The sequence below is a fragment of the Pseudomonas sp. Bout1 genome (assembly GCF_034314165.1).
Classification (GTDB): Bacteria; Pseudomonadota; Gammaproteobacteria; order Pseudomonadales; family Pseudomonadaceae; genus Aquipseudomonas.
Window position 1 is genome coordinate 3,456,116 of sequence record NZ_JAVIWK010000001.1, and the last position, 12,780, is coordinate 3,468,895.

The window sequence follows — 12,780 nt, forward strand, 5'->3', positions numbered from 1 at the left end:
ACCTTTAGTGTTCTTGAGGAGTCGGCGCTGGATCGTTCAGCGGGGCCGTGCTGTTATCGACTTTAACCGGCGAGCCGTTCTTGAGCTTCATCTGCCCGCTGGTGATTAACAGGTCGCCTTCCTTCACGCCGGACAGGATCGCGACCTGGTCGCCCCGGGTCGGCCCGGTGGTAATGAAGGTCTGCTGTGCGGTGAGTGTTTCCTCACCCTTGTCGTTCTTGCTCGACGTGGCGATGAACACCGTGGTGCCGTAAGGGTTGTAGGTGACCGATGTCTGCGGAACCGTGAGGTAGCGCTGCGTCACCCCGGCGGTGACCACGGCGCGGGCAAACATCCCGGGCACCAGGCTTTGTTTTGGATTATCGACGGTCGCTTCCACGGTGACGTTGCGCGTGGTCGAGTCGAACTGAGTGTCGATGGTGCTGATCTTGCCCGTGAACGTTTGCTTGGACAGGCCGTCAGCCGTGACGGCAACCCCTTGGCCGATGGCGATGGCTTCCAGTTGGGTCTGGGGCACCGTGAAGTCGATGTAGATCGGGTCAAAGGTTTGCAGCGTGGCGATCTTGTCGCCGGGGTTGAGGTATTGGCCGGGATTGACGCTGGTAATCCCGATGCGCCCGGCAAACGGTGCACGGATGGTTTTTTTCGCCACCAGTGCGCGCTGTTGTTCGGCGGCGGCGAGTTTGGCCTTAAGGTCAGCGGTGTCTGTGTCGACTTGGGCCTGGGATATGGCGTTGACGGCCAGTTGGGCCTTGTCGCGCTTAAGGACGATCACCGCCAGGTCGGCCGTGGCCTCCAGGGAATGCAGTTGCGCGATGTCCGAGTCGGCATTCAACTGCACCAGCAGCGCCTGGGCCGCCACCTCCTGGCCGGGCGTAAAGCCGAGGGTGCGTACGATGCCGCCCACTTCAGTGGTCACATCCACCCCTCTGACGGCCTTCATCGAGCCCACGGCGGTGACATTCGGTTGCCAATCGCTGAATGGTACCTGCATGGCTGTGACTATGGAGGCGGGCAACGGCTTCTTGGACTGGGCGATCAGCGCCGAAATCTGCACGTACTTCACCCCGGCAATGATCGCCACAATCACCAGCACCACCACGATCATGATGATCATCGGCCGCCACAGGCGACGCTTGCGCGGCGCGCCGGGTTCGGGAGGCAGGGCAGAGGCAGTCATCATGTCAGCCATGGGGCTTCTCGCTGTTTCAAGAGTTCAGTTCAGTCGAACCGTGCCGAATCGGCAGGCGCTGCTTTTTTGTTGGCCGGCATGATCTCTTCCCACGACGGCAGGTCGTATCGATCGGGGCGGCCCTTCGTGGCCGGATCCACATCCGTGCGGTTCCACCAGCCACCGCCCAAGGCCTGAAAGAGCGCGGTGGTATCGCTGTAGCGGGAAGCCTGCGCCTTGACGCGAGCAAGCACGGTGTTCTGGTAGGTTTGTTGCGCCGTGAGCAGGTTGATATAGGCCACGGCTCCCAGCTTGAACTGGGCCTGCACCAGGTCGAGGTTGGCTTGCGCGGAGCGCTCGGCCACCACCTGCTGGTTCAGCGCATCGGCGTCGGATTCCAGTGCCCGCAGCGCGTTGGCCACGTCCTGGAACGCACCAATCACCGTGCCACGGTAGCGGGCGGCCGACTCGTCATACGCTGCCACGGCGGCGCGTTTGCGATGTTCCAGTGCGCCGGCATCAAAGATCGGCTGGGTGATCGACCCGGCCAGGCTCCACACGCCGCTGCCCGCCGAAAACAGCTTGGTCCCGCTGGCCACCGTAGAGCCCACCGACCCGGTGATGCTGAACTGTGGCAACTGATTGGCGACGGCCACCCCGATGTCGGCACTGGCCTGATGCAGTTGCGCCTGCGCAGAGCGCACATCGGGCCGCTGACCGACAATCGCCGAAGGCAGGCTTAAGGGCAGTTCTTCGGGCAAATGCAGGGAAGCCAGGTTAAAGCGCTCGTCCCGGTCCTGGTTGGGAAACCGCCCGAGGTAGGCCATCAACTGGTTGCGGGTCTGCGCCAGCTGCTTTTGCAGGGACGGCAGGCTGGCACGGGTTTGCGCGAGTGCGGTCTGCTGCGTAAGCACATCGGTATCGCCAATGGCGCCCAGCCGGCGCTGGGCCTGCAACAGATCCAGCTGGCCACTCTGGATGCGGATGATTTCCTCGGTGGCGGCGACTTGATCACGTACCGACGCCAGGCTGACGGCGGTGTTCACTACATTGGAGGTCAACGTGAGGTACGTCGCCTCCAACTGAAAGCGTTCGTACTCGGCCTGGGCCGAGGTGGATTCGATTTGCCGGCGGGTGCCACCGAATACGTCGGGCGCATAGGAAACACTCAGCGAAGCCGAACTTACCGTGAGAATCGGCGACTGCTCAATGCCCGAGGTGACGCCCGAGACTTTCTCGCGGGCCTTCTGCACATTGCCGCTCACGGAAGGGAACAGTGAGGCCTGGTCGGCATACACCTGCTCGTTGGCTTGGCGCAATGCGGCTTGGGCGGCGCTGACATCCGGGTTGGCGCGCAAGGCTTCCTCCACCAGCGCGTTCAGCGCCGGCGAGCGGAACAACGTCCACCATTGCCCGGGAATATCCATCCCGGCGATCAGCCGCTGCGCCGCACCGCCGGTATCAATGTCGGCCTTGGCGGTTGCGGTTAGCTTTTCACGTGAATAATCGGCGTTTGCGGGCACATCGGGCCGCGCGAAATCAGGCCCGACGGTGCAGCCGGCGAGGGCGATACACAGCAGGCTCAATGGGGCCAGAAGGTGTGGTTGTTGAAAAAGGGCGCGGATGTGCGCCACCTGTTGCGGTCCCGATGCAAGCTGCCGAGGCTGCTCTTTCATATTTACTCTGATTAATCAGTTGGTTAACTGCTTTATTTGTTGAGCAACGAATGCAGGTTCATCGGGCCAGACCGCAGAAAAGTGGCTCGAGCGCAGCGGAATTCAAATCAGTGTAGGTGGTGCAGGGCGGTACGCAATGTCAGTGCACGATGATCCTTATTAAAAATGCATCACTCGCATTAATATTGAATTAGGTTATGCGTTATGGGTATTTTACAGGTGGCCGTTAGAGCCTCATCGTAGGTGCCCCTACGAATACTGCCGAGACCGTGTGCGCGGATCGACTTGAAATGCCTGAGAGGGCATCTGGAGCGAACGTGCGTTACCTGACAAAACTGGCGGCCGGGTTGGCTGCCACATTGCTGTGCCTGGGCGCGAACGCGCAAACGCTGGTGGTCGGAGACCAAAGCTACAACGCCCAGGCCGTGATGGAAGCGGCGGGGGTGCTCGATGACCTGCCCTATACCCTTGAATGGAAGCAATTCACGGCTGGGTCACCGGTCGCCGAAGCGCTCAACACCAACAGCCTGGACATCGGCTTGCTCGGAGATGCGCCCGTTCTGTTCCTGGGCGCACTGGGCGCGCCGATCAAGGTGATTGCCATCAGCCAGCAAAACCTCGACGGCGTGGCCATCCTGGTGAAAAAGGATTCGTCGATCCACACCCTTGCCGACCTGAAAGGCAAGCGCGCCGCCATCTGGAAAGGCTCCTGGAGCCAGCAATTGCTGCTGACCGCGCTGGATAAGGCGGGTGTGCCAAAGGACTCACTGGAACTGCGCTACCTCAGCGCACTGGATGCCTCCCACGCGCTGGAAGGTGGTTCCGTTGACGTCATCGCCACCTGGGAACCCTACGTCACACAACAAGAACGCCAGGGTGCACGCGTTCTGGCGACGGCTGACGGGTTGATCCCGGCCCAGAGTTTCATTGCCGCCAGCATCAAAGCCGTCGATACCAAGCGTGCGCAAATCAGCGATTTTCTCCAACGCTTGAAAAAGGCGCGTGACTGGACTCGCCAAAGCGAGGCCAACGCGGATGCTTATGCCGACGCCTGGGCCAAACGCACCCGGGCAGACGCGGACATCGCCCGCGCCTGGTTCGCCCGGGCGCGCACGACGGTTGAGCCAGTGACGGCACAGTCGCCTGTGGACGCGCAAACGACCGTGGACTTTTTCGCACGCCAGGGCCTGGTCAAGTCTTACCCGGCAGCCACGCTGTTCGACGACTCCTTCGCGGCGTCGTTGCAGCCAGCCGTCGCCAAAACCCAGCCCTGAACAGTTCAAGGAATACGTTAGCCATGACCAAAAGACAGCTCAAACTTGGCGCCCTGACCATGGGTTGTGGCGGGCCCGGCCGCCACAATCTTTGGCTCGACCCTCAATTGCCGGCCGATGCCAGCGTCAACGTCGACTGGTACATCGACATTGCGCGCCAGGCCGAGGCGGCACTGTTCGACTTGATGTTCATCGTCGACAGCCAGTTCATCACACCGGGCTCGCCGTCCCACTACCTCAATCGCCTGGAGCCGCTCACGCTGTTATCGGCACTGGCCGTGAGCACCCGGCACCTGGGTTTGGTCGGCACGCTGACCACCTCTTACAACTCGCCCTATAACGTGGCGCGACGCCTGGCCTCGCTCGACCTGATCAGCAAAGGCCGCGCGGGCTGGAACGTGGTCACCAGCGGCGACGCCGGCACCGCCGGCAACTACAGCCGCGACGAACATTATGACTACGACACGCGCTATGGCCGGGCAGCCGAGCACGTGCAGGTTGTGCAGGGGCTTTGGAACTCGTACGAGGAAGATGCCTTCGTGCGCGACCGTGCCACGGGCCAGTTCCTCGACCCGAGCAAACTGCACAGCCTCAATCACAAGGGCGAACACTTTTGCGTGGTCGGGCCACTGAATATCCAGCGCTCACCCCAAGGCCAGCCGGTGATCTTCCAGGCCGGTGATTCAGAGCAAGGCCGCGACCTGGGCGCCGCCACGGCCGATGTCATCTTCACCCACGCGGCCAGCATCGAGCAGGGCCAGGCGTTCTACCAGGACATAAAGGGCAGGGCGGCGAAACATGGGCGTGATCCAGAGCAGTTGCTGGTAATGCCGGGGGCGGAAATCTATGTGGGCGACACCGATCAGCATGCCCGTGAAATCGAACAGCACTACCATCACGCCGATCATAGTTTTGAATTGGCGCTGAAGGAGTTTGGTCGCAACTTCGGCTGGCATGATTTCAGCCAGTACGAGCTTGATGCACCGTTTCCCCAGGAGAGCCTGGAGGCCGCACGCAGCAGCTTTTTTACCGCCGCCAAACGCATTGCCGACCAGGCGCGAGAGAAGGCGTTTACGTTGCGCCAGGCCGTAGAGTTTGGACGGCAATTGCGCCCGGGGGCGTTCGTGGGTACAGCTGAAACGGTCGCGCGCAAGATGGCCGACTGGCTGCAAGCCCGGGCGGTGGATGGGTTCAATATCTACATCGGGCACCCCGAGCAGTTCAAACGGTTCACCCAGCACGTCATCCCGTTGTTGCAGGAGCGTGGCGTGTATCGCACCGCGTATGAAGGCACGACGTTACGTGAAAGCCTGGGACTGGACATTCCGCGGTTCGCCAATAAAGCGCAGTAGAGGCGGTACATGCCGCTAACGTTTGTCTGCCAACCGCCGGCTGTAACGCCGCGCAAGCCTGCTGCAGGCGATGCAGGCCGGGAAAATAAATACCAGGTAAAAACACAGCGCCATGAGCGTGATAATAAAAAGTGCAGAAAACCTTATTTTCCGATGGTTCATGATGCCTTCCCTACTCGCGGCGGTATCACCAGTGTGAGTTTCGTGGCGAAGTATGGCGGGGCGTTTTTAAGAAAGTATTAGAGCTATTTCCTGCAATTGCTCGAAGTCCTCACCGCCCGTGACGTAGTGCGGTGTGAGGCGCAACAACACAGAGGTGCGCCATGTTTGCGCGCCTTGCCACATACAAATCGCAATAGTGATAGCCTCCAGCATTTTAAATGTGCTGAATGCTGAAGCGTTCTGGCCGGAGATCCAATGAATCGTCAGCTGTTTATTTCGCTGGATGGGCCCAAGGGAACCGGCAAAACCACGCTGTTGGAAGCCATTACGAAAGTACTGAGGGCCGACGACAAAAAGGTGATCCGACTGTGCGAGAAAAAAAGCGATCCCTACAGGGCTGAAACCATGGCCCTCGTTAACAGACTCGTCAGGAACCCTGACCGCGATTTGGAGTTAAAGGTTTGTGAGCGCCTTGCAGACAGCCGTGCCTGGATCTCCCAACACGTACTGCCTGAACAGCCAGCAGGCAGCATCGTGTTGATTGATCGCTGGTACCCGTCTGACGCCGCGTTTCGCCGGATACTCCCGTTTGCCGAGATTCTACAGTTGAACATTGAGCGAAACGTGCGAGTGCCAGACCTGCATGTGGGGGTTGTGACCGCGCCAGAAACTTCATGGGCGAGGGCAGTCGCACGGCGGCGAGGACTGAGCAGTACCGTGATCCATAAGCTGGAAGAACAGGTCGCGTGTACTAAGGCGTTCGAGCAAGCAGTGGCGGATCACAATTGGGTTTTATGCCGCAACGAAGGATCGATTGAGGACGCAACACTGCAAGTAGTTTCCCGGATTTATAAAGTCCTTGCGCTTGCCTCTGACTACTAGATCACCGGCTTTCGAGGACAGCCCGCAAGGCGGCTCGTACCAGTACGAGAGCTTGTGTCCTCGGCTCCCGGACGGCCCACCTGACAACGAGTCGCTGCAACATAACCTCATATGCATGTATAGCCAGCATCGGCCGTGATGATTGAACCCGTCAGGAGGCTGGACGCATCCGATGCAAGAAATTGAACAAGCGAAGCGACTTCATGGGGCTGCCCCATCCGTTCGGTGGGCGTCATGTCCAGCCACTTCTGAATCAGGCCCGGCTGATTTTCCAGCCCGTGCAGCAGTGGCGTCTCTATATACGTGGGGGCTACGGCGTTGACCCGAACGCCGCGTTTTGCCCATTCCACCGCCAACGACTTGGTCAGCTGATGCACGCCTGCCTTCGATGCGTTGTAGTGGCACTGCGGCTGGGGTACGTTCACCACCAGCCCGGACATCGAGCCGATATTGATGATTGAGCCGCGCCCGGCCTCCAGCATTCGCCGCCCGAAGCCGCGGCACGTGCGGAATACGCCCGTCAGGTTGACGGTAATGACCTTGTCCCATTCCTCATCGGTCATTGCTTCAGCGGGGGTGTTGGTAACGATTCCCGCGTTACACACCAATATGTCCAGCGCCGGCAGGGAGGCAGCCAGGGTGTTGATCGCTGCGCTGTCAGTCACGTCCAGCGCTTCGGCCCGCGCTTTATAGCCTTTGGCGTTCAGGTCCTGCGCGGTAGCCTGGGCGCGCTCACTCAAAATGTCGGTGCAGATGACTTCGGCGCCGGTGGCGGCCAACGCCTCGGCGATGGCCGCCCCAATGCCTTGGCCAGCCCCGGTTACCAGGGCGAGCTTGCCGCTCAACGATTGTTTTTCACGGTAGTTCATCGTCGGTCTCTCAGGTCAGTGGGCAGCGCAGGGCTTCGCCACGAAGGCCACGCAGGGCTTCTTCGCTGGCCAGTCGTTGCAGTGCATCCACTGACGCGTCCGAGAAGAAGGCCGCATGCGGCGACATAAGCACATGCGGCGCTGTGCGCAGGGGCGAAGTGGCGGGCAGGGGCTCTTGTTCAAACACATCAAGCCCGGCGCCCGTCAGGTGCCCGCTGACCAGCGCGGCAGCCAACGCCACTTCATCGATCAGCCCACCGCGTGAGCAGTTGATCAGGATAGCGCCCTTGGGCATGCGAGCGATGGCGTCAGCGTCGATGACATGGCGCGTCTCGGGCGTCAGTGGCACGTGCAGTGATAACACGTTGGCGCAGTTGATCACCTCTTCGCGTGACATCGGTTCAATCCCGGCAGCGCGAGCCTGTTGGTTGGTGACGTAGGGATCATAGCCGACGACGGTACAGCCGAATGCCGCCATGCGCGCGGCGTAGGCACGGGCAATACGGCCCAGGCCGATCAGGCCGACGGTGGTGTCGCGCAAGGAGCGTATGCCGTCGACCATCTGCGCGATTTTCCATTCGCCGCCCTGAATGCCAGCGCCGTAATAATCCAGCTTGCGGGCCAGTGCCAGGGTCATGGCGGCGGCGTGGTCGGCCACTTCTTCAACCCCGTAGTCCGGCACATTGCACACCCGTATGCCCAAGGCCTTGGCGGCGGCCAGGTCGACGTTATCCACCCCGACGCCGTAACGCACTACCACCGCGCCCGGCGCCATCGCCTCCATTACGCGGTGGGTCATCGGCGCAAAATTATTCAACACGGCCTGCGCGCCACGCACGGCTTCCAGGGTTTCATCTTCAGTGCGGCACTGGTGTTCAAAGAATGCAGCGCCGGCGGCGGCGGCGGCAGCCTGTTCATGGCGGGTATTGCCGAAGGCCTGGTCGGTGACCACGAATTTCAGGTTTGGCTGACTCATAACAACCCCCGTTTTGCCAGGTTGCGCATCAGGGCGCGTGTGCCATAGGTCCATGGCGCTGCCTCGTCGCAATAGACCACCGTGTTGCGCAGGGTGCCGAGCAGCGGTGTGGATATATTCACCAGGTCGCCAGGCTTGTGGGTGAAGCCGGAACCTTTTTTCTCGCGGTCCTGGGTCGGCGCGAACATCGTACCGAGGAACAACATGAAGCCATCGGGATACTGGTGCGAGTCGTTGCACGCCTGCGCCACCAGGTTGGCCGGCTTGCGGCTGATCTCGGCCATGTCGGAGCCGCCGGACATCTCAAAACCGTCGAGGCCGCTGACCGACAGGGTCAAGGTCGCGTTTTCAATGTCGGTGAGGGTGAAGTGTTCATCAAACAGGCGGATAAACGGGCCTATCGAGCAGGAAGCGTTGTTGTCTTTTGCCTTGCCCAGCAGCAGGGCGGAGCGGCCCTCAACATCGCGCAGGTTCACGTCATTGCCAAGGGTGGCGCCGCGGATGTTGCCTTGGCTGTCCACCGCCAGTACCACTTCCGGCTCAGGGTTGTTCCATTGCGAGATACGGTTGATACCGACCTGTGCGCCATAACCCACTGCCGCCATGGGCTGGGATTTGGTGAACACCTCGGCGTCGGGACCGATGCCCACCTCCAGGTATTGGGACCACAACCCTTCGGCAATCAAGGCGGCCTTGATTTCGGCGGCCTTTGGCGAGCCGGCCTGAACATTGGACAGGCTATCGCCGATCAGCGAGCCGATCAGCGCGCGCAATTCGTTGGCGCGGCCCGGGTCGCCGGCAGTTCGCTCGTCGATCACGCGTTCGACCATACTTCTGGCAAAGGTCACGCCGCAGGCTTTCAAGGCTTGGAAGTCGCAGGGCGCCAGCAGGCATGGGCGGTTTGAGTGATAGCCCATCTCGGAGGGTTCAAGGATCAGGTCGGCGAGGTCGCCAACGGGTTCGCCGGAAAGTGTGTCGTAGCGTTCGGCGGGATTACTGTCGAGAAAATCGGCCATCGAGACCACTGACGAGGTGACATCGATCAGCACGTTTTCCCGCAGGATAACCACGCAGGGGCCTTTGCCGGGAAGCCAGACCCGACCGACCAGTTTGGCGTTTTTAAGTGAGATGGGCAGCATGAGCAGGTTTCCTTATTGTTGATATCTAGTAATGCTACGTTTTGATTTTAATCACGGTCAAGCCATCTCGCATGAAAGAAATCATTTTTTTTCGGTAAAAACCTGCTTTTAAGCACTAATATATTGAAATTTAAGACGAATATTAAGTGTTTCAGCCTTAAGCGATCCATTTGAGTGCGCAGCCGAGAGGAATGAATTTTCGGCGGGCTATTGCAAAAAGCTAGCAATACTATATTTTTGAATTAAGTCAGTGGTTCAACCGCAGAGATAGGTGACGGAGCAGTCCCATGCATAACAATAATTCTCTCTCCGAGTCGATTGCCGCGCTGCAAGGCGCTTTGTTCATCAATGGTGAATTGCGCCAAGGCGCTGGCGCCCGCTTGCCGGTGGAGAACCCGGCGACAGGCGAAGTGCTCGGCCACATCGCAGCCGCCACCGCGCAGGAAATAGAAGAGGCGGTGTCTGGCGCCCATCACGCTTTTACCGCCTGGTCCCGCGAGCTACCGAAAACCCGCGCCAGTGCCCTGCATCGGTTGGGCGACCTGATCAGTGCCGATGCGCTGAACATGGCGCAGATCATGACGGCAGAACAAGGCAAGCCCGTGAACGAGGCCAAGGGCGAAGTGCTCAAGCTCGCCGAGGCCTGCCACTTCTATGCGCAGGAGGCGACCCGCGTACACGGCGAGATCGTGCCCAATGACCAACCAGGTTTCCAGAGCCTTGTGGTGCGTGAACCGATCGGTGTGGTTGCGGCGATTACGCCGTGGAACTACCCGGCAGAGCTGGTGGGCTGGAAACTCTGCGCCAGCCTCGCGGCGGGTTGCACGATAGTGATCAAACCCGCCGAATTGACGCCCTATACCGCATTGGCGATTGCGCAAAAATGCATGGAAGCCGGGATTCCGGCCGGCGTGGTCAATGTGTTGACCGGCAAGGGCTCACACGTTGGACAAGCCTTGGTTGAACACCCGCAGATCAGCAAAGTGGCCTTTACCGGCTCCAGCGCCGTGGGCCTGCATATCCAGCGCACCTGCCCGCAGGTCAAGCGCCTGTCGCTGGAGTTGGGTGGCAATTGCCCGATGGTGGTGACGGCCAGCGCCGACCTCGACGCCGCCGTGAAAGGCGCGGCCCGCCGTAGCTTTCGTAACTGCGGGCAGATTTGTATCGCCATCAACCGCATCTATGTCCACCGCTCTCTTTACCAGGCATTCCTCAGCAAGTTGGGCGCCGCCGCCGATGCCCTGAGTGTGCACAACGGTTTGGAATATCCAGCCGCGGACCTCGGCGCGATGGCCTCCGCCGAACCCCTGAATAAAACCCGCGCGCACCTGGCGGACGCACTGGCCAAGGGCGCTCGCTTGATCGCCGGTGGCAAGGCGCCTGAAGGCGCGGAATATGCGAAGGGGCATTTTATGCGCCCGACCGTCGTCGCCGATTGCACGCATCAAATGCTGGTCATGAGCGAAGAAACCTTCGGCCCGCTGGTGGGTGTTGCACCGTTCGACGACCTGGCCGAAGCGATCGAGTTGGCCAACGACACCCCCTATGGCCTGGCGTCTTACGCCTATACCCGCGACCTGACCGAGATTCATACGCTGTCAGCCCGGCTGGACTACGGCAACGTGGCCATCAACAACGTCGACGCCGGGATCATGAATGCGCCCTACGGTGGCCGCAAACAGAGCGGTGTGGGTTACGAGCATGGTCGCGAAGGGTTGCTGGAGTACTTCAACTTCAAGCATGTCCGTCTGCACCATGGCGTAGGGAATTGAGCCATGCAGGCACTCATTGGCATTGATATAGGCACCTCGGGTTGCAAGGCATTGCTGCTCGACATCCACGGCGCGGTGATTGCTACCGACACGGCGATGTACCCGCTCTCGCAACCCAGGCCCGGCTGGACTGAACAAGACCCTGAACTGTGGATCGAAGGCGCACGCCGCGCCATTGCCGGCGTGCTGGCCAGGACGCCCGGAGTGGAGTTGCTGTGTGTGGGGCTGTCCGGGCAAATGCACGGGCTGGTGCCGCTGGATGCGTCGCAGCGCGTGTTGCGCCCGGCAATCCTGTGGAACGATCAGCGCAACGCCGCCGAATGTGAATGGATCACCGAGACTGCGGGTGGCATCGAGCGTTTGTTGGCGGCCACCAATAATCGGATGCTGGTGGGTTACACCGGCGGCAAGATCCTCTGGATGCAACGCCACGAGCCGCAACTGTTTGCACGCACGACCTGCGTGCTCAACCCCAAGGATTACCTGCGCCTGCGCCTGACCGGCGAGGTCGCCAGCGAAGTCTCGGATGCCTCGGGTACCGGGCTGTTCAATGTGCGCTCGCGGCAATGGGCGACCGGGCTGGTCGAGACGCTGGGGATTGACCCGGTCTTGCTGCCGCCGGTGTTTGAGTCCCAAGTGATTTCGGGCCGCATCAGTGCGACAGGCGCGCAGTTGTTCGGCCTGCCCGTAGGCTTGCCGGTGGCCGGCGGCGGGGGGGATTCGGTGATCCAGACCATCGGCTCCGGGGTGATTGCGCCGGGCGAATTGCAAACCACCATCGGCACCGCCGGGATCCTCGCGGCGGCCCTGGATGCGCCTCAGGACAACCCCGACGGTCGCTTGCAGGTGTTTTGCAACGTCGCGGCGGACAAGTGGCATTGCATGGGCGTGTCCTTGAATGCCGGTGGTGCGATGAACTGGTTCCGCGACACCTTTTGTGCCGGTGCTTCGTTCGATCAGGTCATGGCCGAGGCGGGCGACAGCGCGCCGGGCGCCCATGGCCTGTTGTTCCTGCCTTATTTGAACGGTGAACGCTGCCCCTATCCAGACCCGGAACTGCGCGCGGCCTTCGTTGGCCTGACTGGCCGTCATACCCGTGGCGACATGGCGCGTGCCGTGATGGAGGGAGCCGTGCACGCGCTCGCCGACATGCACGCGCTGATGCAGCCACTGGGCATTGCCGGCCGTGTGATCAAAGCCTCCGGCGGCGGCGCGCGTTCGCCGCTGTGGCGCCAGCTTCAGGCGGATATTTTCGGCTGCGATGTACTGACCACCGAGGGTGCCGCCGAAGGGGCCGCGTTCGGTGCCGCGCTGGTGGCCGGGCTGGCCGTGGGTGTGTGGGCCGATTCGGCCAGCGCGGCGGCAAGCTGCCGGGCGATTACGCGCCAGGCACCGGATGCGGCCACGGCCGAGGTCTTCGCTCAGGCGCATCGCATCTATCACAGTCTTTATCCGACGCTCAGGGAAACCTTTGTCGAGCTCGGTGCCCCTCTTTTTGATTAGGAGT

General features: G+C 61.0%; 11 protein-coding genes. 6 read left to right on the forward strand and 5 right to left on the reverse strand.

Annotation, left to right across the window (positions count from 1 at the left end):
• Positions 1-4 precede the first annotated feature (4 nt).
• Together RGV33_RS16105 and RGV33_RS16110 are read right to left on the reverse strand one after the other, a co-directional pair.
• On the reverse strand, positions 5-1,117 hold the full coding sequence (locus tag RGV33_RS16105) for an efflux RND transporter periplasmic adaptor subunit (protein WP_416152122.1): 1,113 nt from the start codon (positions 1,115-1,117) through the stop codon (positions 5-7).
• Positions 1,118-1,221: 104 nt separating this feature from the next.
• Positions 1,222-2,847, reverse strand: a complete 1,626-nt coding sequence (locus RGV33_RS16110; protein WP_322145134.1) for an efflux transporter outer membrane subunit — start codon at positions 2,845-2,847, stop codon at positions 1,222-1,224.
• Between the two features lie 317 nt (positions 2,848-3,164).
• On the opposite strand from RGV33_RS16110, the gene RGV33_RS16115 reads away from it, so the two are divergent.
• From RGV33_RS16115 to RGV33_RS16130, 4 genes are all read left to right on the forward strand, one after another.
• Positions 3,165-4,121, forward strand: coding sequence for an ABC transporter substrate-binding protein (locus tag RGV33_RS16115; RefSeq protein ID WP_322145135.1), 957 nt, complete (start codon positions 3,165-3,167; stop codon positions 4,119-4,121).
• Positions 4,122-4,144: 23 nt separating this feature from the next.
• On the forward strand, positions 4,145-5,473 hold the full coding sequence (locus RGV33_RS16120) for an LLM class flavin-dependent oxidoreductase (RefSeq protein ID WP_322145136.1): 1,329 nt from the start codon (positions 4,145-4,147) through the stop codon (positions 5,471-5,473).
• Between the two features lie 9 nt (positions 5,474-5,482).
• On the forward strand, positions 5,483-5,716 hold the full coding sequence (locus tag RGV33_RS16125) for a hypothetical protein (protein ID WP_322145137.1): 234 nt from the start codon (positions 5,483-5,485) through the stop codon (positions 5,714-5,716).
• Between the two features lie 174 nt (positions 5,717-5,890).
• The gene (locus RGV33_RS16130; protein WP_322145138.1) at positions 5,891-6,517 is read left to right on the forward strand and encodes a dTMP kinase; all 627 of its coding nucleotides are present in this window, start codon (positions 5,891-5,893) and stop codon (positions 6,515-6,517) included.
• 107 nt (positions 6,518-6,624) lie between these two features.
• On the opposite strand, the gene RGV33_RS16135 is transcribed toward RGV33_RS16130, so the two are convergent.
• Genes RGV33_RS16135 through RGV33_RS16145 form a run of 3 tightly spaced genes read right to left on the reverse strand, consistent with a single transcriptional unit; the run spans position 6,625 to position 9,501 of the window.
• Complete coding sequence (locus RGV33_RS16135) at positions 6,625-7,386, reverse strand: SDR family NAD(P)-dependent oxidoreductase (RefSeq protein ID WP_322145139.1); 762 nt, start codon at positions 7,384-7,386, stop codon at positions 6,625-6,627.
• Between the two features lie 10 nt (positions 7,387-7,396).
• Positions 7,397-8,362 (reverse strand): C-terminal binding protein, encoded by a 966-nt coding sequence (locus tag RGV33_RS16140; protein ID WP_322145140.1) that lies wholly within the window; start codon positions 8,360-8,362, stop codon positions 7,397-7,399.
• Positions 8,359-9,501, reverse strand: a complete 1,143-nt coding sequence (locus tag RGV33_RS16145) for a fumarylacetoacetate hydrolase family protein (RefSeq protein ID WP_322145141.1) — start codon at positions 9,499-9,501, stop codon at positions 8,359-8,361. The genes RGV33_RS16140 and RGV33_RS16145 overlap by 4 nt, the downstream gene beginning before the upstream one ends.
• A gap of 287 nt (positions 9,502-9,788) precedes the next feature.
• Between RGV33_RS16145 and RGV33_RS16150 the strand changes: the two genes are divergently transcribed.
• Together RGV33_RS16150 and xylB are read left to right on the forward strand one after the other, a co-directional pair.
• Positions 9,789-11,273 (forward strand): NAD-dependent succinate-semialdehyde dehydrogenase, encoded by a 1,485-nt coding sequence (locus RGV33_RS16150; protein ID WP_322145142.1) that lies wholly within the window; start codon positions 9,789-9,791, stop codon positions 11,271-11,273.
• 3 nt (positions 11,274-11,276) lie between these two features.
• The gene (gene xylB, locus RGV33_RS16155; RefSeq protein ID WP_322145143.1) at positions 11,277-12,776 is read left to right on the forward strand and encodes a xylulokinase; all 1,500 of its coding nucleotides are present in this window, start codon (positions 11,277-11,279) and stop codon (positions 12,774-12,776) included.
• Positions 12,777-12,780: the final 4 nt, after the last annotated feature.

Bases quoted from the DNA above. Each gene is read 5' to 3' on its own strand.
- RGV33_RS16105 (WP_416152122.1), bottom strand. From the start codon at position 1,117: ATGATCATCATGATCGTGGTGGTGCTGGTGATTGTGGCGATCATTGCC.
- RGV33_RS16110 (WP_322145134.1), bottom strand. From the start codon at position 2,847: ATGAAAGAGCAGCCTCGGCAGCTTGCATCGGGACCGCAACAGGTGGCG.
- RGV33_RS16135 (WP_322145139.1), bottom strand. From the start codon at position 7,386: ATGAACTACCGTGAAAAACAATCGTTGAGCGGCAAGCTCGCCCTGGTA.
- RGV33_RS16150 (WP_322145142.1), top strand. From the start codon at position 9,789: ATGCATAACAATAATTCTCTCTCCGAGTCGATTGCCGCGCTGCAAGGC.
- xylB (WP_322145143.1), top strand. From the start codon at position 11,277: ATGCAGGCACTCATTGGCATTGATATAGGCACCTCGGGTTGCAAGGCA.
- RGV33_RS16145 (WP_322145141.1), bottom strand. From the start codon at position 9,501: ATGCTGCCCATCTCACTTAAAAACGCCAAACTGGTCGGTCGGGTCTGG.
- RGV33_RS16130 (WP_322145138.1), top strand. From the start codon at position 5,891: ATGAATCGTCAGCTGTTTATTTCGCTGGATGGGCCCAAGGGAACCGGC.
- RGV33_RS16140 (WP_322145140.1), bottom strand. From the start codon at position 8,362: ATGAGTCAGCCAAACCTGAAATTCGTGGTCACCGACCAGGCCTTCGGC.
- RGV33_RS16125 (WP_322145137.1), top strand. From the start codon at position 5,483: ATGCCGCTAACGTTTGTCTGCCAACCGCCGGCTGTAACGCCGCGCAAG.
- RGV33_RS16120 (WP_322145136.1), top strand. From the start codon at position 4,145: ATGACCAAAAGACAGCTCAAACTTGGCGCCCTGACCATGGGTTGTGGC.